Raw genomic sequence first — 20,168 nt, forward strand, 5'->3', positions numbered from 1 at the left:
CTACTTCGTTGGTGTGTAAGTTCGGCTGCCACTGGGTGAATGCACGGTAATATTACATCCCAGATTTCGAGCCAGTGAACGAATACCCCCTGCGCCCGGCAACCCACAAGCCTTGCACGGATCGCGGTCGACCCACATTTCGGCACTTTCGGCTTTACCTGCCATGCCCGCATTCACGGCATGTTGCACCGCTTCAGCCTCCGCGTGGGTTTTGGTTTGCGCATTTACCCGATCGAGGGTAATCGCCGTCTTGGGATTCTGATCACCTGAGTTTATACCCTCGAAACTCTGACCATTGACCCTCAATAAAGACAATGTCGATGTGTCATTGGCAGAACCTGCGACGGGTAGACCCAAGGCTTTCCTGCGGTCAGCCAGTTGCTGCCGTGGATCACAGGTTTCCAGGCCCAGCGGATCGATCCAGCCCGTCGGGTTTGGTGCATAGACATAAAGATTCAAGCCACCGGCATAGCTGATCGGGTCTTTGCTGATGAAACGACCGACCTGCGGATCGTAGTACCTGTAGCGGTTGTAATGCAGGCCCGTCTCATGGTCATGGTACTGCCCCTGAAAACGCAGTGGATTCGTCAGCCCTTGTTGCCTGGCACGATCTGAACGCTGTTCCTGAACTTGGCCCCACGCCTTGTATTGCGCACTCCAGACGATTTCACCTCGCTGGTCAGTCAGTTCCTGTGGCGTGCCCAAGTGATCGCACTGATACCAGCTCAACTCATCGATCGGTTGGGCCTTGGGTGCGTGGCTCCACAACGGATCATCGTCCAGTCGATATTCGTCGCTGTAGTCGGGCTGCTCCGACAGTTTGATTGCCTGATGCCGCAGTGCCTGAGCGACAGGCACAAAGGTGCCAGGCTCGTACACGTAATGCACGGTACGACCATAGTCACCATCCACCTGTGCCAGGCTACTTTCCCAGGCTAGAACGTCACCGTCCCAACCATATAACGTGAAGCCGCAACCCGACTCGCGCTGCTTGCGTGCGTATTCGTGATGGTTCCATTGAGAGCCGGCTTCAGGGTGCTGTTTAAAGTGCGCACGGGAGTGTTTGTAAACCCTGCGGCCCAGCGCATCGTAGGCGTAATCGACCTCCAGACGGGCGTCGTCAAAATGCACCAGACGGTCGAACAGATCCCAGCGCAGCCGGCTGTAACTGCCGTTATGCCAGCGCTGGATCAGGTTGCCCCGCTCGTCATACTCATAATGAGTGCCGGCGTACTCGCGCAGCAGGTTATCCAGAAGCTTGCTGCGGGTCGGGTCCTGATCCAGCGGGCGTCGGGTTTGCCGGGCCGTATCGTCGAGCAGATTGCCAGCCGGGTCGAAGGCAAAGGTTTCCACACCCAGGCGACTGCTCGCCTGAAGCAGACGACCGACCGGGTCGTATTGATAAGCCAACGTCCCTCGGCGAGTATCGTCAATACCGCGCAACTGACCTGCCGCATCGTACTGATACTCGCGTTTGAGGACAGTGCGCTTATCGTCGGCGCGCCCCAGCAGTTGCTCCTGCAAACGTCCGGCGGGGTCCCACTGCTGGGTTTGCAACAGATGATTGCCCTGATGCCGCGCAACTTCACGATGCAGGTCGTCGCGCTCGAAACCGATAAGGTCATGTTCATCGAGGCGCATGCCCAACAGATGACCGCTGCCGTAAGTCAGCCAACTGACCCGATGACCGTCCGGACGCAGCGTGGCCACTCGCTGATTGAGCGCATCGTATTCATGTCGCCAGATCGCGACCGAGGGTTTTTCCAACCCCAGAAAATGCTGATGTTCGCGCAGCAGGTTGCCAGCCGGGTCATGGAACCACTGCAAACGGCTCTGATCGTTACTGGCCAGCACCAGGTTGCCGTTACCATCGTAGGCGAAGGTTTCCGCTTGCGACTCGCTGCCCAGCGTCGCCAAACGGCTGATCATCCGGTTCATCGGGTCGAACTGGAATTCGGTGAGGCGCTCGCCGTCGCGAATGGAGGCCAATCGCCCGGTCTCGGTGTCATAGCGATAGTGTTTGCTGCGCCCATCGAAGCCGGTTTCATGGAGCAAGCGCCCTACCGGATCGTACTCGAACTGCACCCGCTGCTGGTTCTCGTTTTCCAGGGCGGTCAGCCGCCCCAGTCGGTCCCAGCGATAGCGCAACGTCTGCTCCGTGGCATCCACTCGCTCGGCCACCAGCCCCGCAGCCGTGTAACGCCAGGAGGTGCAGCGGTCCAGCCCGTCGACATGCGCCAGCAAACGACCTTCAGCATCGTAAGTGAAACGTTCTTCGGTTTTATCCGGATGCCTGATCAGCACCCGCTGGCCGGCACGGTATTGGTACTCGGTGCTTTGCCCGGCCGCGTCGGTGAAGCAAATCAACTGCCCAAGACTGTTGTACTCCCAGGTACTGGCCTTGCCGGAGCAGTCGGTATATTTCGTCAGTTGACCGGCATCGTTGTATTCAAGTTTCTTCTCGGCGCCGTTGGCGTCCTTGATCGCTTTGAGCAGGCCTGCCGAGGTGTAGGCGTATTCGGTCTGGTTGCCCAATGGGTCAATGGCTTTCTCCAGATTGCCGTGAGCATCATAGTCGCGCAGCCAGAGCCCGCCTTCGGCGTCGCTGATCTTGATCAACTGATCTTGATCGTCATACGCAAAATGCACGACGGTGTCGTCGGCACGAATATGCTCAAGCACATTGCCCCGTTCGTCATAGCTGAAGCGGTCGATGCTGCCGTCGGTGTGCACATGGCGCACGACGTTTTTCGCCTCATCGCGAAACAGCCATTCCGAGCGTTCATCCGGGTGTCGAATGCGATAGGTGTAGCCAAGGATGTCGTAGTAGTGCCAGGTCTCGTTGCCATGGGCATCGGTGACATACGTCAGGCGGATGTTTTCGTCCCATTCCAGCCGGGTATCGAAACTGCCGTCATCCGCCCATTCGCGGACGGCTTTGGCATCAGCGCCCTGACCTTGCCATTGCAGGTTCATCCCGCGCCCGGTGCGATCGGTGTAACGCGTGACCAGATGGTGCTGGTATTGATAATTCCAGGCCGCGCCGTTTTCATCCTGGGCCTGGATCAGATCACCGCTGGTGTCGTAGCGATAGGCACACAATTGACGCTTGGGTGCACCGTCGCGAATTTCCCAGAGACCGATCAGGTGTCCTTGCGCGTCGAGCAGGGTGCCGAGCTGCAAGTGGACGTTGCTGATATCGCCTTCGTAGGTAATCAGATCCGACAACACCGCCTCGTCGTCATGACGGTGTTCGTAGTGAAGCATGACCCCGGCACCGCTGCGCAGGACGATACCGATCAGCACGTAACGCTGACCGCGGCGCACGTAGGTTTCCTTGCGCTCGATACCGCTGCACAGCACCAGCCGGTTTTCGTCGACCCGCACCAGCGTCAGGCTTTCAACCGGGTCGTAATGGGCCTCACCGACTTTGGGCAGTGGGTAATTGTGGCTACGTCCATCTGCCGCGTGAAACACCAGGCCGTCATCGACGCGATCGAAACGGGTGGTGAATTCGGTAATCCAGCGAGCGCCCATGTCCCCTTTGTCATAGGCCTCCAGGCGCGAGTAATACGTGCGCGTCCAGTTGATCGGGAACGGGCCCGGCAGGCTGAAATCAGTGTGACGGAAAGTCTCCGAGCCCATCGAGAAACTGATGCTGTGCGCGGTAATCGGGCACACCACGTTTTTTCTGCAATTAGGGTCGGCTTTCGCCCCGGCTTGCTTGGACTGCATCTCAAGCTGACCTTCCCCGGCCTTGCGCTTGGCCTGGGTGGTGCCGCCGGGTTTGACGTTCGTACTCTGACCATGCGCCTTGCGCTTACGCCAGGTGACCACGGCGCCACCGAGCATCTGCAACAGCCAGCCGATGGAGTGTTGAACACCCGGATCGCTGAGCTTCTTCAGCTGTGTTCGCAGCTCTACGCCCAAAGTCCGCAGCATGGACGTATTGCTGAGCACCAATGCCTTGGCTTTTTCCGGCAGCAGGTTTTTCGCTGCGCTGTTGGCTACGCCTTTGCCGGCGGCCTTGTAGGCACTGAACGCTGCACCAAAGATGTTGCCGATGGCCGCTTTGGGGTCATGCAGTAACTGGCTGCGCGCCGCCGTGATCTTTGAACCCGCAGCGTTGAGGTCGCCCTTGGCATCGAGTTTGCCATTGACGACGGTTTCCAGCCCCTTGGCAATCTCGTTCACCGCGCTCTGGCCCAGTTTGCCAGCGTCGTCGAGAATGCCAGCGAGTTTGGGCTGCGCCTGTTTTACGAAGTCATCGATCGTGCCGACAATGGTCGCGTTCAAATGCCCGATCAACACTTCGATCAGCGAATCACCCAGAAGCATCTTCGCGCTGTTACGCAGTTCCTGGCGCACCAGGCCCAATGTCGGACGCAGCGTCATGCGTGCCGATGCCATGGTTGGAGGGGCCGGCAGTACGCCAATCAGGTTGATCCCCAGGCTGACCCAGTCCAGCACTTGGCGCTGCTTGCTTTTGGCCAGGGTCACGATGTCGCCAAGGGCGTCGACCAGCGCCATGATGTTACCCACCACCGGCAAGGCGCCGGCAACGTTCTTCACACGGTCGAGCGTGACAACCCCGCCACTGATCGACTGCAGCCAGGCATCGAATTTGGCGGCGCCGCGACCGACGTCTTGAATATCGATGGTGTTGAGCGGAACGACAGCAACCTGGGGTTCACGTTTTTTATCGGGCGCAGGAGTCGGAGTAGTCATGACATGAACTCATCTGGCAGCAAGCTTGAGGCCGGACTCAGGCCGGGCGTTTGAATCGCGTTTTTGGGCAACGAAACGGCAGGCAAACTCGGCAACTTGCCGTTCTTGCTCGCGGCGCCGAGGATGCTCGACGCACTCGGCAACGCCGCACTCGCCAATTTCGGCAATCCAGCCGCGCCACCCTGCACAACACCCTTAACCTGCTGCGCTGTTTGCATCGCACCTTGCGCCGTCTGCATCGCACTCATCCCTGTTTGCGCCATGTCCTTGCCCTTCTCCAACATGTCCCAACTCTTGCTCGGCAAGACCTGCGCGACCATCGCCTGCACTTGGCTCGGCACCTCTTCAGCCCCCGGCGGATTCAACGGCCACTCAGGTTTGCCGATGTAACTGCCATCGCTCCACGTATCCGCCGGATCCTTGCCGAACAGCACTTGCGCCGGCCCCGGTGCGGCGCCGGTGACGCTGGCGAAACCTTTGCCATCGAGCTTGCCCTTGATGCTTTTGCCCAGGGCATCGATGACTTCGTAATCGCCTTCCTTGATGCCCTGACGCCCGGCGTACTGGTTGAACAATTCCAGGTTGCCCTTGCCCGGTTTCGGCGGTTCCGGGAATACCCCGGCCAAAGATTTCGCGCCGGTGTAGGCGAAGTTCGCCGCGTGCGCGGTGTACGGGCCGCTGGTGGCGTGGGTGATGCCGCCGGCGTTGTAGGTGGTGGCGCTGCCGCCGCCCTGGATCACCAGTTCGGTTTTCGCGGTGATGGTGATGCGGTCGGCGTTGGCGGTGATGTTGAGTTTGGCCAGCAGGTTGATGCTGTCCTTCAGCGCGCGCACATCGATGTCGCCGGAGGCCGCGACCAGACGCCAGCCCATGCTCTGCACGAACAGGCGCATGCCGCGACTGGCGCTGGCCAACAGGCGTTTGCCGATCGACAGGCTGGTGTGGCCGGTGCTGCTCAATGCCAAATGTTCGCCAGTGGCGATGTGGCTGGAGCGCGGCGTGGTCAGGGCGATGCCGGCCGGGCTGGCGAGGACCAGATGCGGTTCGGTGAATTCGGGGAATTCGTTGGCGGTGAGGTTGGCTGGACCCGAGCCGAGCACGCCTTGATGCTGGGCGTGCAGCGCTTTGGCCACGTCGTCCTGGTCGCCCGCCTCTTGGGCTTGCAACTCTTTGGCTTGAACGGCGAATCCATCTTGCTGATCGCTCGCAGTCGCGAGGCGCTCGGCGGTTTCCGGCAGATCCTTGTGGTGCTTGGATTCGTTCGGACGCGGCTCGGTGGTGATCAACAGACCGGCAGCCGCACGCACCGCACCGTGGCGATCAGTTCTTAACTCGAAACCTTCACCACGCGGCTGCCCCCCGCTCGGGCGCGGATGGGTCAGATAACCGAGATTGATCGCACTCGCGCCGTGATCGCTGCGCAGCGCGATGCTGATCTCGCTGGTGGTGTCGTCGATGCGCAGTTCGTTGGCGCGGCTGCCCTTGTATTCCTTGCTCTTGACCGTGGCCAGGGTCTTGAAATCCGGCAGTTTGTACGGCGGCAGATTGGCGCCGTGGTACAGGCAACCGGTGATCAGCGGTTGATCGGGATCGCCTTCAAGAAAGGTGATCAACACCTCCATGCCGACCCGTGGAATGTTGATCGAACCGAAGGTTTCCGCCGCCCAACTCGACGCGACGCGCATCCAGCAACTGGTCATGTCGTCGTGTTTGCCTTCGCGGTCCCAGAAGAACTGCACTTTCACCCGGCCGTACTGGTCGCAGTAGATCTCTTCGCCTTCAGGGCCGCAGACCACCGCGCTTTGCGTGCCGAGGACTTTTGGTTTCGGGTGATCGAGCGGTGGACGGTAAGGCACATCCCACGGGATGGCGCTGAAGCGATTGCGGTAGCCCTGGTGGAAATCGTCCTTGAGGTCGGTGGTGTCGCTGGTCACCGACTCTTCGAGCACCTGCGGCTGCTTGCCTTCGTGGAAGATTTCGGTGAGCAGCCAGAGATCATTCCAGGTCGGGTTGGCGTGGTCGGTCAGGGCGAGGAAATGCCCGCTGACCAGGATCGGCTGATCGCTGTTGCCCTCGGCCAGACGGTAGTCACTGCGGTGACGTTCGAGCGCGCGATTGGCCAGGTGTTTGCCGCGCTCGCGATCGACGAAACGGCCCGGGTAATCGTAGTCTTCGAGGTCCGGTTGCGCGCTGCTTTTGGCATCGCTTTCCAGCTCGATTTTCGGTTTGACGAAGTCGTAATCACGGCGCGTGGTGCGACTGGTGCGCGTGGCCAAGCGCAGGCCGAAACGCTTGACCACCGGTTTGTCGGCAACCAGTCCGGAGTCCTGCTGATAGGCCACTGGCGCGAGTTTCGGGAACACCGTTTGGTCATCGCCGAAGGTCAGCTTGTGGCCGCTGGACGTGTGCTGGAAGTGGTAGTGAATGCCCTCCTCCTCACACAAGCGCTGAATGAAATCCAGGTCCGACTCGTCGTACTGCACGCAGTAAATACGCTCGGGGTAAATCGCGCTGAGCTGGAAGTGGTAATCGCTGGCGAGGATGCCGTGCTCTTCCAGCACCTGGCTGATGATCTGCTGCACGGTCATCTGCTGGAAGATGCGCTGATTGACCCGGTGCGCGAGGTACGCCAGTTGTGGGCGCAGAGAGATTTTGTAGCGGGTCAGGCGCTTGCCCGCCTCGCCCTGGGCGATGCTGTAGACCAACCCGTGAATGCCAGTGCCGGTTGGCGACAGCTGGAGAAATGCCAGTTTGTGCAGCACGCTTTCGAGGTTGATCGAAGCCTTTTCGCTGACCAGTTCCAGCTCGAACTCGAACGGCGTGTTAAGGGCCTCACGACCGGTGAACGAGAGCACCTGGAAGTCGCTATCGATGCCATCGACGGTCAGATTGAAATGAGGCTGGTTGGCCGGTGAGAACATTCCCTTGTCCCTCGCGCAGTGCTGCAACACGCCTCAGGGTGCATGAACCTGAGGCGAAAAAATTCCTTGATCGAACAGTGAACTCGACCAGTCAGACTGGTCGAGTCGGTAGCACCATCAGCCGTAATTAAACGACTGGAGCACGCCAGTCATCGGAACCCGAAGTACCGGAAACTTCATGGGTCCAGGTGATTTTGCGGTAGGTGAACTGCACTTCTTCCAGGTGGGTGAAGTGCGCGTTGCCTGGATCCTGGCAGTTGTGCATTTTGTTGTTGATGGCGACGATGATCGCGTCTTCCAGTTTGGTGGTGTAGTAGTGCTCTTGGGTGCCTTGCGCCGAAGTGCGGTACCACTGGATAACGATCTCGCTCATGCGCTCGCCGGAGGTCAGAGCGGCTTGCAGCAGAGGCGAAGCCTTGTCGTAGACCTTGGTGATCACAACTGGCTTGTGCACGCGCTGACCGGTTGGCTGACCGGATTGCGGGTCACGCGGGATGATCACGTCGTGGGTGAACGCCTGAACCATCACCTGGTCTTCGTGGCCTTCTTGAAAGGTGTTGCCAACGGAATCGGCAGTAAATGCGCCGGCAGTGATCAGGCCTTGTTTTTCGCCAGTGACGGACATGTACGCGGGGGTTGCCATGGAATGCTCTCCTTGCTCAAAAGACACAAGCGACAGGCACCATTGCCTGTCCGTGCGAATTTGGATATATCAACTTTCATGCCAGTCATTACATTGCCATTGTTCATCAACAACTTGTGTAAACAACTTCAACAAAAGTAGCTATTGCAGCCAGGAAGAGTCGTCGTAAGTGAGCAACTTCTTGCGCAGTACTGCGCAAGAAGTTGCGCACTTGGCTGCACGCCCTGAACGGCGTGGCCTGTAGCGATTTTCAGGAATGTTTTCTGGAAACAACTGCGCAACTTCTTGCGCAGTTGCTAAAAAGCGTTTTCATCGTCAATCGACGAAAAATCTCCAGATAGCCTTACTCTCGTTGACGTTGCATCAACGCAGTTTTGCTGAATAGGCAAAACATCGCGCGTAAAGAAAAGCCAGGCAACTGCCTGGCTTTTCTGGTCAGCGGAAATAATGTAGTCAGTGCGAAGAAGCCGTCACATTCGCCCGCGCCGTGTGCAGCTTTTTATAGCTCTCGATCAAGCGCAAATGCCGATCCAGTCCTTCCAGCTTCATGCTCGTCGGCGTCAGGCCATGGAAGCGCACGCTGCCGTTGACCGAGCCAATCGCTGCATCCATACGCTCGTCACCGAACATGCGGCGGAAGTTGGCTTCGTAGTCTTCCAGTTGCAGATCCTCGTCCAACTCCATCTCCAACACTACGTTGACCGCTTGATAGAACAAGCCGCGCTCGACGGTGTTGTCGTTGTATTGCAGGAACGCTTCGACCAGGTCTTTAGCCTGTTCGTACTTCTGCAGCGCGAGGCAGATCAGCAGGCGCAGCTCCAGAATGGTCAGCTTGCCCCACGGCGTGTTGTCGTCGAACTCGACGCCGATCAGCGTGGTGATCTCGGTGTAATCGTCCTGCTCGCTGTTTTCCAGGCCTTGGGCGAGGTTGCGCAGGCCGACCTTGCTCAGGGTGTGCAGGTTGAGGATGTCGGCGCGGAATTGCAGGGCTTTGTTGGTGTTGTCCCAGATCAGGTCTTCGACCGGGTAGATCTCCGAGTAGTCTGGCACCAGGATGCGACAGGCCTTGGCGCCGATGTGCTCGTAGACCGCCATATAGACTTCTTTGCCCATGTCTTCGAGGATGCCAAACAGCGTTGCAGCCTCTTCGGCGTTGGAGTTCTCGCCTTGGCCGGAGAAGTCCCACTCGACGAATTCGAAGTCCGGTTTGGCACTGAAGAAGCGCCACGACACCACACCGCTGGAATCGATGAAGTGCTCGACAAAGTTGTTCGGCTCAGTCACGGCCTGGCCGGAGAACGTCGGCTGCGGCAAGTCGTTCAAACCTTCAAAACTGCGGCCCTGCAACAGCTCGGTGAGGCTGCGCTCCAGCGCCACTTCCAGGCTCGGGTGCGCGCCGAACGAGGCGAACACGCCGCCGGTGCGCGGGTTCATCAGGGTCACGCACATCACCGGGAATTCGCCGCCCAGCGACGCATCCTTGACCAGCACCGGGAAGCCCTGCTCTTCCAGGCCTTTGATGCCTGCGAGGATGCTCGGGTATTTCTCCAGCACTTCTTGCGGCACGTCCGGCAGGGCCATTTCGCCTTCAAGGATTTCGCGTTTGACCGCGCGCTCGAAGATCTCCGACAGGCACTGCACTTGCGCTTCGGCCAGGGTATTGCCGGCGCTCATGCCGTTGCTGAGGTAAAGGTTTTCGATCAGGTTGGACGGGAAGTACACCACTTCGTTGTCGGACTGGCGCACGAACGGCAGCGAGCAGATGCCACGCTGGGTGTTGCCGGAGTTGGTGTCGAACAGGTTCGAGCCACGCAATTCGCCGTCACGGTTGTAAATCTTCAGGGTGTATTCGTCGAGAATTTCGCTCGGCAACTCGTCCTTTGGCCCTGGCTTGAACCACTTCTCGTCCGGGTAATGCACGAACTCGGCGTTGGCGATTTCTTCGCCCCAGAACTGATCGTTGTAGAAGAAGTTGCAGTTCAGGCGCTCGATGAACTCGCCCAGCGCCGAGGCCAGTGCGCCTTCTTTGGTCGCGCCCTTGCCGTTGGTGAAGCACATTGGCGAATGCGCATCGCGAATGTGCAGCGACCAGACATTGGGCACGATGTTGCGCCACGAGGCGATTTCAATCTTCATGCCGAGGTCGGCGAGGATGCCCGACATGTTGGCGATGGTCTGCTCCAGCGGCAGGTCCTTGCCGGCGATGAAGGTGCCTGCGTCCGAACCGGCCACCGGCATCAACAAGGCCTGGGCATCGGCGTCGAGGTTGTCTACTTCTTCGATGATGAATTCCGGCCCAGTCTGCACAACCTTCTTCACCGTGCAGCGGTCGATGGAACGCAGGATGCCCAAACGATCCTTCTCGGAGATGTCCGCCGGTAATTCCACCTGGATCTTGAAGATCTGGTTGTAGCGGTTTTCCGGGTCGACGATGTTGTTCTGCGACAGGCGAATGTTTTCCGTCGGGATGTTGCGCGTGTCGCAGTACAACTTCACAAAGTACGCCGCACACAACGCCGAAGACGCCAGAAAGTAGTCGAACGGCCCCGGTGCCGAACCATCGCCCTTGTAGCGGATAGGCTGATCGGCGATCACCGTGAAGTCGTCGAACTTGGCTTCAAGTCGAAGGTTGTCGAGAAAATTGACCTTGATTTCCATGCGGGATTACCAGAATACGGCTAAACGAATGGCCGCCATTATCCGGTTTTTGCGCGGGAAGTCTTGCCCTTTCGGGATTGGCCGCTGATCGGCGCGCTGCACTTGGGGAGGCAAATCACGCGGGTTTCACTACGCTTTCAATGCAGTCCCCCAGAAGAATCTGAACATTGCGCCCGCGCCGTGGTTCTAGATTCAGAAGACAGCGGATCAAGGACGAGCACATGGACCTTTCCAGCTTTGCAGCCCCGCTTCCACCGCGCCAGAGCGCCGTCACCCGCCGCCTGGCCTTCGCGGTCGGTGCGCTGTTTGTCAGTGGCGTGATTGCTGCCGCCGTGGCCTTGCTCGGCATTGCCGAACGCCTCGACAACGACGAGATCAACAAAACCCGCTTCTATTCCGCTCGCGCGCTGGAAAACCGCATCACCGCCTCGAAAAACTACATCACCAGCTACGCCTACTGGACCACGGCCTACGAGCATTTGAGCGGTCAGGTCGACACCGACTGGGCCTACACCGAGCAGAACCTCGGCAAAACCCTGTTCACCAGTGACGGCTATGACGGCGTGTTCGTGCTCAATCGTGAAGGCACCCGCTACGCGGTGGTGCGCGGGCAAATGGTCGCTGCCGAGTTGTCCGCGTTCGTGCAGGTGAGCGCCACGGAGTTACTCGATCAAGCGTTGGGCCAAGGTGATCTGACCAAGCCAGTCAGTCGCTATTCACTGTTCGAAGGCTGGCCGGCGCTGGTCTCGGCGGCAGCGATTATTCCCAACGATGAGCGACCACTCGGCGACCCGCAGAAAACTTCGGTGCTGGTGTTCGTCGACAAACTCACGCCGACCAAATTGCGTCTGATCGGCAGCGGTTACGGCTTGAACAACCTGACCCTGGCGCCGGACGAGACCATCGACCCGCAGCGCCCTCGGGTGCCACTGGACAACACCGGTTACAGCCTGATCGCCGATCTGGAGCGGCCCGGGCAACATTTATTGTGGTCACTGTTGCCACCACTCGGCGCGACGATAGTGGTGCTAATGCTGCTGACCGCGTACTTCTTCCGCCACGCGTTGCGGTCATCGCAGTACGTCGATCAGAGTTTTGCTGTCATGCAAACGTCCAATCACGCTCTGGAGAACGCCAACCGCGAACTGGAAGCCAGCGAAGAACGCTTTCGCGCGGTGGCCGAAGCCGCGTCGGACTGGATCTGGGAAGTCGACCGCACCCTGGCACTGACCTACCTTTCGGCACGCTTCAGCGCAGTGACCGGTTATCCGCAAACCCTGTGGCTGGGGCAAGACATCGGTCAACTTCTGTTGTGCGACACCACGCCTCTGGAACTGTGGCTGAGGAATCTCACCGAGCAAGACAGCGCCAGTGACTTGCGTTGCACCTACCGTGACCACGCCGGCCAGCAACGCCACTGCCGGCTCTCCGCCCGGCCGATCTTCGACAAGCACGCGGTCATCGGCTATCGCGGCACCGCCAGCGACATCACCGACGAAGTGGCAGCACATGCGCAAATCCAGCATCTGTCGATGCACGACGCCCTCACCGGCCTGCCCAATCGCAACAAACTCGCGCGTTATCTGGATGAAGCGCTGCTGCTCAAGGAGCACGCGCCGCCGCTGTCGTTGCTGATGATCGACCTCGACAACTTCAAGCCGATCAACGATTCGCTCGGCCACCCGGCCGGTGATGCAGTGCTGCAGGAAGTCGCCGTACGCCTGCGTGAATGCACTCGCGAACTGGACATCGTCGCGCGTCTGGGCGGCGATGAATTCATCGTGGTGCTTAATGGCATGGACAGTCATCACGAAATCGACAAGTTCTGCACCCGCCTGATCGCCAGCCTGCATCAACCGGTGGTCTTCGAGCAGCATCCGCTGCACATCGGCGCCAGCATCGGCATCGCGCTCAGCCGGCGCCACAGTTATGTGCCCAGCGACCTGATCCGTTACGCCGACATTGCCCTGTATCAGGCCAAATCCGAGGGCAAGAACACCTGGTGCTATTTCGAAGCGCACATGAGCGATCAGATCCAGACCCGCCGACAACTTGAGGATGACCTGCGCCATGCGCTCAAGCACAACGAATTCATCCTGCACTATCAGCCGCGCTACAAGATCGATGGCAAGCACATCGTTTCGGTCGAAGCGCTGGTGCGCTGGCAACATCCGACCAAAGGCCTGCTCGGCCCTGACCTGTTCATTCCGTTGGCGGAGCAAACCGATCTGATCGTTCCGCTGGGTCGCTGGGTATTGCGCGAAGCCTGCGAAACCGCGCTCGGCTGGCCGGAAGACATCCTGCTGTCGGTCAATCTGTCGCCGGCGCAGTTTGCCCTCAGCGATGTGGTCGAGGATGTTCGCGAAGTGCTGGTACAGACCCGTTTCCCGGCCAGTCGCCTGGAACTGGAGATCACCGAGAACGTGATGCTCAACGACACCGACTGCGCGCTGACCACCATGAATGCCCTGAAGGAATTGGGTGTGCGCCTGAACATGGACGACTTCGGCACCGGTTACTCATCGCTCGGTTACCTGCGCGCCTACCCGTTTGACGGGATCAAGATCGACAAGCGCTTTATCGCCTCGATCAGCAGCGGCACTAACGATCGCGCGGTGGTGCAGGCGATCATCGGCCTGGGCAAGGCCATGGGCCTGACCGTGACTGCCGAAGGGGTCGAAACTGAAGAACAGCTGGATATTCTCGGGGTCGATCAATGCAATGAGGTGCAGGGTTACTTCATGAGCCGGCCGATCGACAAAGCAGCGTTTGCGCGGTTGCTGCAGGATTCCAGAGGTGCACAGTTGAAAGCGAAGACAGGTCGAGTGACCTGAACGGCTACAGGGCGGATCCATCGCTGTAGCCGTTTGCGGCGGGTTCAACCGTTTGATCGCCCCGTATCCCCGATGAACACATTGCCCGCATCCCGCACCAGTTGCCGCCACTCGGCGCTGGTGATCAGTCCCTGCTCCTCCATTTCGTCGGCTGCCTTGAGCAGTTCGTCGTACTGTTCTTCCGGGTCCAGACGCATCTGCGATTGCGTCGCCAGCTTTCGCCATGCCGCCAGTTTTTCTTGTTTGCGCTGATCGAACATCGGGGATGATCTCGTGAGGGACTTCCCCGGTAGAAAGAAAGGTCAGCGCAGTGGTTCAGCGCAGTCGACGGATGGACTGTTTGCTTTGGATACACCATCGAACCCTGGAGTGAGCCTGCTCGCGATGGCGGATCGTCTGTGGCGGATGTGTTGGCTGACACACCGCTATCGCGAGCAGGCTCACTCCTACAGGGATTGTGGCAGTTTGTCAGAACTTCTCGGCCACGCGCCGGTATGGATAATCCGGATCCCGGTACTTGCCCGGTTTCTGCCGTTTGGGCAGCTCGATTTTCTCGCGTTTCACATCCTCATACGGAATGCGGCTGAGCACATCGGTGATGATGTTCAGCCGTGCGCGGCGCTTGTCGTTGGAGTCGGCCACCAGCCACGGCGCGTGTTCGGTGTCGGAGTGTTTAAACATTTCATCCCGCGCCCGTGAGTAGTCGTACCAGCGGCTGTAGGACTTCAAGTCCATGGGTGTCAGTTTCCAGGTCTTGCGACCATCGTTGATTCGCGCTTCGAGCCGGCGGGTCTGCTCTTCGGGGCTGACTTCCAGCCAGTACTTGAGCAGGATCACTCCGGACTGGACGATGGCGTGTTCAACCAAGGGAATCGATTTGAGGAATTTGTCAGCCTGCTCGTCGGTGCAGAAGCCCATCACCCGCTCGACACCGGCGCGGTTGTACCAGCTGCGATCGAAGATCACTATTTCGCCCGCTGCCGGTAGATAAGGCAGATAACGCTGCACATGCATCTGGCTTTTCTCGCGATCCGTCGGTGCCGGCAACGCCACCACGCGAAAGACACGCGTGCTGACGCGCTCGGTCAACGCCTTGATCGTGCCGCCCTTGCCGGCGCCATCGCGCCCTTCAAAAACAATGCAGACCTTAACGCCCTTGGCGATCACCCAGTCCTGCAACTTGACCAGTTCGACATGCAGTTTGCGCAACTGGTCGAGGTAATCCTTGTTTTTCAGCTTCAGACTTTCAGGCGCTGTGGCGGCCTTCTTTTTGCCTTTTGCCATGACCTTGGCCCTCTCCAATAAATGCAGAAACAGACTGTTGATTGACGGGATACACCAGACACGTGAGGTTAGTTCATGACGTGCTGTTTGCCATTGCCGGGCAAAAAGCAAAATTGCCATGTGTTTCCTTCGTTCTTTGTTGCGTCGCACTGTTCATTGCCCTGCCCTTGTCTGCCTGGAGTTTTCTCGATGCCCGCGTCCAAATCACTGCCCGCCGCCCTGCTCGGTCTGGCTCTCGCCGGCCCGGCAATGGCCGAGACTCAAGGTCTGGAACTGGGGCAAGTGCTGATTTCGGCCGACGAGCAAAGCGGCTCAGACGCGAGCATTGAAGAGGCCAAAACCCGTCTTGAACAGGTCCCCGGCGGCACCAACGTGGTCGACATGCGTCAGCCGTTGCAGGGCCGCGTGGCGAGCAATCAGGATGTGCTGGCCTATCAACCAGGGGTTTATGCGCAGTCGGCGGGCAACGAAGGCGTGAAGATTTCAGTGCGTGGCTCGGGCATCAACCGCGCGCCGGGCGCCCATGCGTCGGGGCTGTACACGATGCTCGACGGCCTGCCACTGAGCGGTCCGGGCGGCACGCCATACGAATTGCTCGAACCGCTGTGGGTCGATCATGTTGAAGTGCTGCGCGGCGCCAACGGTTTTGATCGCGGTTCGCTGGCACTGGGCGGCGCCATCGACTACGTCAGCCACACCGGTTACAACGCACCGAAACTTCAGGTGCGCTACGCCACCGGCAGCCACGGCTATCAGCAGCGCCAGGTCAGTTCCGGACAAGTGCTCGGCGATTTCGATTACTACGTGTCGCTGACTGATTCCAACGCCGACGGCTATCAGGATCACACCGCCAGCGAGAGCAAAGGCGTGATCGCCAATTTCGGCTATCGCTTCAACCCGAACCTGGAAACCCGCTTCTATATCCGTTACCGCGAGACCGACAACGACCTCGCCGGCCGCGTGACCAAGCACTCCATCGAGCACTCGCCTCGCGCGGCCAATCCGTCCTATGTGGCACGCGATGACAGCCGCAAGCAGCCGGGCAGCACGTTCATCGGCAACAAGACCACTTATTACATCGACGACGATTCGAGCATCCAGACCGGCCTCGTTTATCACGACTACCCGATGGACCTGCGCGAAGGCCCTAATCGCTTGAAAGTCGCCTACACCGACGTCAGCGGCACGTTCGACTACAAACGCCGCGACACGATTTTCGGCATGGAAAGCCGCAGCAACGTCGGCTTGCGCGTGACCAAACACTTGCCCAACGACGGCGCCAGTGAGTTTGTGCGCATCCCCACCGGCAACACCGCAAGCTACGTGCCGGGCACGCGCATGCGCAATTTCACCTATCAGGGTTCCGACACCGCTCTGCACTTTGGCAACGATCTGGAAATCGCTGACGACCTGTGGCTGACTACGGGTCTCGCCGCCATCTACACCCGCCGCGAAAGCGCCGTGACCTATCCGCAGAGCGGCGGCAAAACCAGCATGAACGACTGGGATTACGCACCGCGCCTGGGCCTGCGCTACCAGATCACCCCGGATCTGCAAGTATTCGGCAACCTCAGCCGCTCGGTTGAAGCGCCGCATCCGTGGTCGCTGATCTACAGCTCCAACGTGCGCTTCCCGGCGGGTAATGGCGCCGCGACCGGCACGCAGAAAGACCCGATCGAACTGCAAAACCAGACCGCGACCACGCTGGAGTTGGGCGGTCGTGGCAACAGCGCCGTCGGCGAATGGAGTCTGGCGTGGTACTACGCGCAAGTGCGGCATGAACTGCTGTCGGTGTTGCCGGATGCCAATGCCGTCACGCCGTATGAGTTGAACGCCAGCCCGACCGTGCACCAAGGTGTCGAAGCGAGTCTCAACAGCCAACTCTGGTCTGCCGCCGATGGCCGCCAGTTGCGCCTGCGTCAGGCGTATACCTTCAGCGATTTCCACTATCGCGATGATGATCGTTTCGGCGACAACCGCCTGCCGGGGTTGCCGATGCATTACTACCAGGGCGAGTTGCGTTATGACTGGCCGCAGGGTTTCTTTGCAGCGGTGAATACGCAACTGGTGTCGAAAGTTGCCGTGGATTACGCCAACAGCTACTACGCCGATCCTTATGCACTGTTTGGCGCGACGCTGGGTTATAACGCGCCGAAGGGTGACTGGCAGACGTGGGTGGATATGCGCAACCTGACCAACAAGCACTACGCGGCCACGGTCACGCCGGGGTATGACGACAAAGGGCTGGATGCGGCGCGGTCTACGCCGGGTGAAGGAATGGGGGTTTATGTCGGGGTTTCGTGGAGTTTGCTCTAAATCTACCAAGGACGGGCCTGTTTATGATCGCGGTGTGTCAGGTGACTATGATGCAATGCATTCCGGCCTCTTCGCGGGCAAACCACGCTCCCACAGGTTTTTGTGTGATGCCGTTATTGTGAACATGCCGCTTAACCCTGTGGGAGCGGGCTTGCCCGCGAAGACGGATGTTCATTCAGCATAAAACAATCATGCGAAGCACTGGTTGCGAAGCCTAGAGGAATCATCTGCTGACGAGAGCCAGGTACCGGCACAGATTTTCAGTACCTGGCTTCCGAGTTAGCGGCGCCTAACTCCCTTTTGGCAGCTCTTCGTCAGTACGATGCTGCTCTCCTTCAAGCGGCGATGTTTCAGTACGCTGTTCGTCCAGCGTTCCTGCCGCGTCATTTTTCGCACTATTAATCTTAAGTCCGCTGCTTGATCTGGTCATCGATGTGCTTAGCGCATCCGACGGCTTAGCAAGTTTTTGTTGAGTATTCAATGTAGTCGGGTTCGTGTTAACTGTAAGTGCCATGATGTATCTCCCTTTTTATGAATAAAACATTGGTGAAACACCATGCTCTAGCAGTTTATTCGCTTCGGATACTGTAAGAAGTAACAGGTTTTCAGACCTTTATGCGCTATACCGTATTTAGAAATGTTCTGCCCCTATCAGGGATAGCGATTCGCTCTGTTACTGATTAGCGTTGATTGGTGGCAGTCGCAGTCGAGATTAGCCATCGAGAAAGTCAGACAGGAAAGTTTTCTCAAATCTAGGATTTCCACCCGTGTTTTTACTGGTTTCCCGCCCGTCCAAATTGGAGCCACATATCAACCAGTGGCTCCCTGAAGAAACCGGCTCAACCCAGCCGCATCGACAGTTCAATGTCATCCGCAAACGGTAAAGATAAATACCCATTCTGCGCCGCCCGCACGTAGGCCAGATACTCCGGGCAATAGTCGGTGTTATCCGCCACCACCAGCGCGCCCGGCTTCAGATGTTTTTCGACCAGCCCCAACACATCGCCATACAACGCCTTCGCACCATCGAGCAGGAGCAGATCAACCGACTCCGGCAGATCCGTCGCCAACGTCACCAGCGCATCGCCTTGGCGAATTTCCACCAGATCGCTGACGCCACCCTCAACGAAATGATGCCGCGCCAACTCGATCTTCGACGGTTCGAACTCACTGCCGATCAGTACTCCGCCACCGTTATCGCGCAGTGCCGCCGCCAAGTGCAGGGTGGACAGGCCAAACGAGGTGCCGAACTCGACGATGGCTTTGGCCCGGGTGTTGCGCGCCAGCATGTACAGCAGTTTGCCGGTGCCGCGAGAGACCGGCAGCCACAGGTCTTTGAGCATTTCATAGAGTTTCAGGTATTCGGTTTTGCTGTGCATCAGGCGCTCGCGCTCTTCGCCGGACACCGTTTCCAGCATCGGGCTGGTAGCGGCGCTGGCCTGGGAGTAGAGGCTTTCGATCAGGCTCGCGAGGGGTTCAGAGGTCAGTGTCGTCATGATTGCTTTCCGTCAGTCGGGAACTAGAATGCGAGCAATTCGTCGCATTTAAATGATGCGAGCGATTCGCTTCTTGCGCTATTCGCATTCCCACGGACGCCCGAGCTGCCCATGACCAACCGCCAGACTGCCCGTATTTCCTCACGCAAACAGCCGCAGCAGGCACGTTCCACCGAGCTGGTGGCGGCGATACTGCAAGCGGCTATTCAGGTTTTGAGCGAGCATGGGGCCAGCCGTTTCACCACCGCACGGGTGGCAGAAAAGGCCGGTGTGAGCATCGGCTCGCTGTATCAGTATTTCCCCAACAAAGCGGCGATCCTGTTCCGTTTGCAGAGCGATGAGTGGCTACACACCACGCAGATGTTGCAGCGGATTCTGCAAGACTTTGAGCAGCCGCCACTCACTCGCCTGCGCACGCTGGTGCAGGCATTCATTCGTTCAGAGTGCGACGAAGCGCAGATGCGCGGCGCGTTGAACGACGCCGCCCCGCTCTACCGCAACGCTCCCGAGGCCCACCAGGTGCGCGCGGCCGGGCGGCAGATTTTCGCGACATTCATGGAGGAATTGCTGCCCGAGGTCGGTGAGCAGATCCGCACCGCAGCATGCGATTTGATCCTGACCACGCTCAGTTCGGTCGGCAAGGATTTTTCCGGCAGCCCTCGTACCGAGGAAGAAATCTCGGTATGCGCCGACGGGCTGGCGGATATGTTCAGTGCTTATGCGCTGGCGCTGAATGAGCGGCGTGCACCTCTCACCCGCGTTTCGGCAACTTCCAGTTCGGCCGAATGAAATGGCAGGTGTAGCCATTCGGAATACGCTCGAGGTAATCCTGGTGTTCCGGTTCCGCTTCCCAAAACGGCCCCGCCGGTTCGATTTCGGTCACCACGCGACCTGGCCACAGTTTTGAGGCGTCGACGTCGGCCGCGGTGTCTTCGGCAATGTCGCGTTGCGCTTCGCTGAGGTAGTAAATCGCCGAACGATAGCTGCGCCCGAGGTCATTGCCCTGCCGGTTGGCTGTGCTCGGGTCGTGGATCTGGAAGAAAAACTCGAGGATCTGTCGATAGCTGATCACCGCCGGATCGAAGGTGATTTCGATAGCTTCGGCGTGGTCACCATGATTGCGATAAGTAGCGTTCGGCACGTCGCCGCCGGTGTAACCGACGCGAGTCTGCAACACGCCGGGATAGCGCCGCAGCAGATCCTGCATGCCCCAGAAGCAGCCGCCGGCGAGGATGGCGGTTTCGGTTTGAGTGGTCATGGCGTGTCGTTCCTCTTCGGGGTGTTGGGT

General features: G+C 59.0%; 11 protein-coding genes and 1 pseudogene. 3 read left to right on the forward strand and 9 right to left on the reverse strand.

The genetic code is table 11. From position 1 onward, the window contains the following. The 4 genes from AC0ZWN_RS00710 to AC0ZWN_RS00725 form a co-directional block, all read right to left on the reverse strand. Positions 1-4,728 carry an RHS repeat-associated core domain-containing protein gene (locus AC0ZWN_RS00710; RefSeq protein ID WP_460099240.1) on the reverse strand — a complete coding sequence of 1,576 codons (4,728 nt, stop codon included), beginning with the start codon at positions 4,726-4,728 and terminating at the stop codon, positions 1-3. Next, the gene (locus AC0ZWN_RS00715; protein ID WP_476333661.1) at positions 4,725-7,649 is read right to left on the reverse strand and encodes a type VI secretion system Vgr family protein; all 2,925 of its coding nucleotides are present in this window, start codon (positions 7,647-7,649) and stop codon (positions 4,725-4,727) included. Before AC0ZWN_RS00715 ends, AC0ZWN_RS00710 begins: the two co-directional genes overlap by 4 nt. Positions 7,650-7,776: 127 nt before the next feature. Further along, the gene (locus tag AC0ZWN_RS00720) at positions 7,777-8,292 is read right to left on the reverse strand and encodes an Hcp family type VI secretion system effector (RefSeq protein ID WP_008084998.1); all 516 of its coding nucleotides are present in this window, start codon (positions 8,290-8,292) and stop codon (positions 7,777-7,779) included. Positions 8,293-8,745: 453 nt separating this feature from the next. After that, positions 8,746-10,950, reverse strand: a complete 2,205-nt coding sequence (locus tag AC0ZWN_RS00725; protein ID WP_186624328.1) for an OsmC domain/YcaO domain-containing protein — start codon at positions 10,948-10,950, stop codon at positions 8,746-8,748. A gap of 221 nt (positions 10,951-11,171) precedes the next feature. On the opposite strand from AC0ZWN_RS00725, the gene AC0ZWN_RS00730 reads away from it, so the two are divergent. Beyond that, positions 11,172-13,784 carry a bifunctional diguanylate cyclase/phosphodiesterase gene (locus AC0ZWN_RS00730; RefSeq protein ID WP_460090739.1) on the forward strand — a complete coding sequence of 871 codons (2,613 nt, stop codon included), beginning with the start codon at positions 11,172-11,174 and terminating at the stop codon, positions 13,782-13,784. A gap of 44 nt (positions 13,785-13,828) precedes the next feature. Here the strand turns inward: AC0ZWN_RS00730 and AC0ZWN_RS00735 are convergent, their stop codons facing one another. After that, positions 13,829-14,044: a hypothetical protein gene (locus AC0ZWN_RS00735; RefSeq protein WP_093433233.1), complete on the reverse strand. Its 216-nt coding sequence runs from the start codon at positions 14,042-14,044 to the stop codon at positions 13,829-13,831. 208 nt (positions 14,045-14,252) lie between these two features. After that, entirely contained in the window at positions 14,253-15,068 is an 816-nt protein-coding gene (gene ppk2 / locus AC0ZWN_RS00740) for a polyphosphate kinase 2 (protein ID WP_186624330.1), read from the reverse strand. Positions 15,069-15,257: 189 nt separating this feature from the next. Here ppk2 and AC0ZWN_RS00745 point away from each other — a divergent pair, with 189 nt between their 5' ends. Further along, complete coding sequence (locus AC0ZWN_RS00745) at positions 15,258-17,384, forward strand: TonB-dependent receptor family protein (RefSeq protein ID WP_476333664.1); 2,127 nt, start codon at positions 15,258-15,260, stop codon at positions 17,382-17,384. A gap of 328 nt (positions 17,385-17,712) precedes the next feature. On the opposite strand, the pseudogene AC0ZWN_RS00750 reads toward AC0ZWN_RS00745, so the two are convergent. Both AC0ZWN_RS00750 and AC0ZWN_RS00755 read right to left on the reverse strand, forming a co-directional pair. Then, positions 17,713-17,898, reverse strand: a pseudogene (locus tag AC0ZWN_RS00750) (flagellin N-terminal helical domain-containing protein); the annotation flags it as partial. Positions 17,899-18,223: 325 nt separating this feature from the next. Further along, positions 18,224-18,880, reverse strand: coding sequence for an O-methyltransferase (locus AC0ZWN_RS00755; protein ID WP_476333665.1), 657 nt, complete (start codon positions 18,878-18,880; stop codon positions 18,224-18,226). Between the two features lie 111 nt (positions 18,881-18,991). Between AC0ZWN_RS00755 and AC0ZWN_RS00760 the strand changes: the two genes are divergently transcribed. After that, positions 18,992-19,669 carry a TetR/AcrR family transcriptional regulator gene (locus AC0ZWN_RS00760; protein WP_476333667.1) on the forward strand — a complete coding sequence of 226 codons (678 nt, stop codon included), beginning with the start codon at positions 18,992-18,994 and terminating at the stop codon, positions 19,667-19,669. On the opposite strand, the gene msrA is transcribed toward AC0ZWN_RS00760, so the two are convergent. Next, complete coding sequence (gene msrA / locus AC0ZWN_RS00765) at positions 19,632-20,138, reverse strand: peptide-methionine (S)-S-oxide reductase MsrA (protein ID WP_258709771.1); 507 nt, start codon at positions 20,136-20,138, stop codon at positions 19,632-19,634. The two genes, AC0ZWN_RS00760 and msrA, sit on opposite strands and share 38 nt — an antisense overlap. Positions 20,139-20,168 lie beyond the last annotated feature (30 nt).

This window comes from Pseudomonas sp. 3B-A001-10F (genome assembly GCF_056313565.1).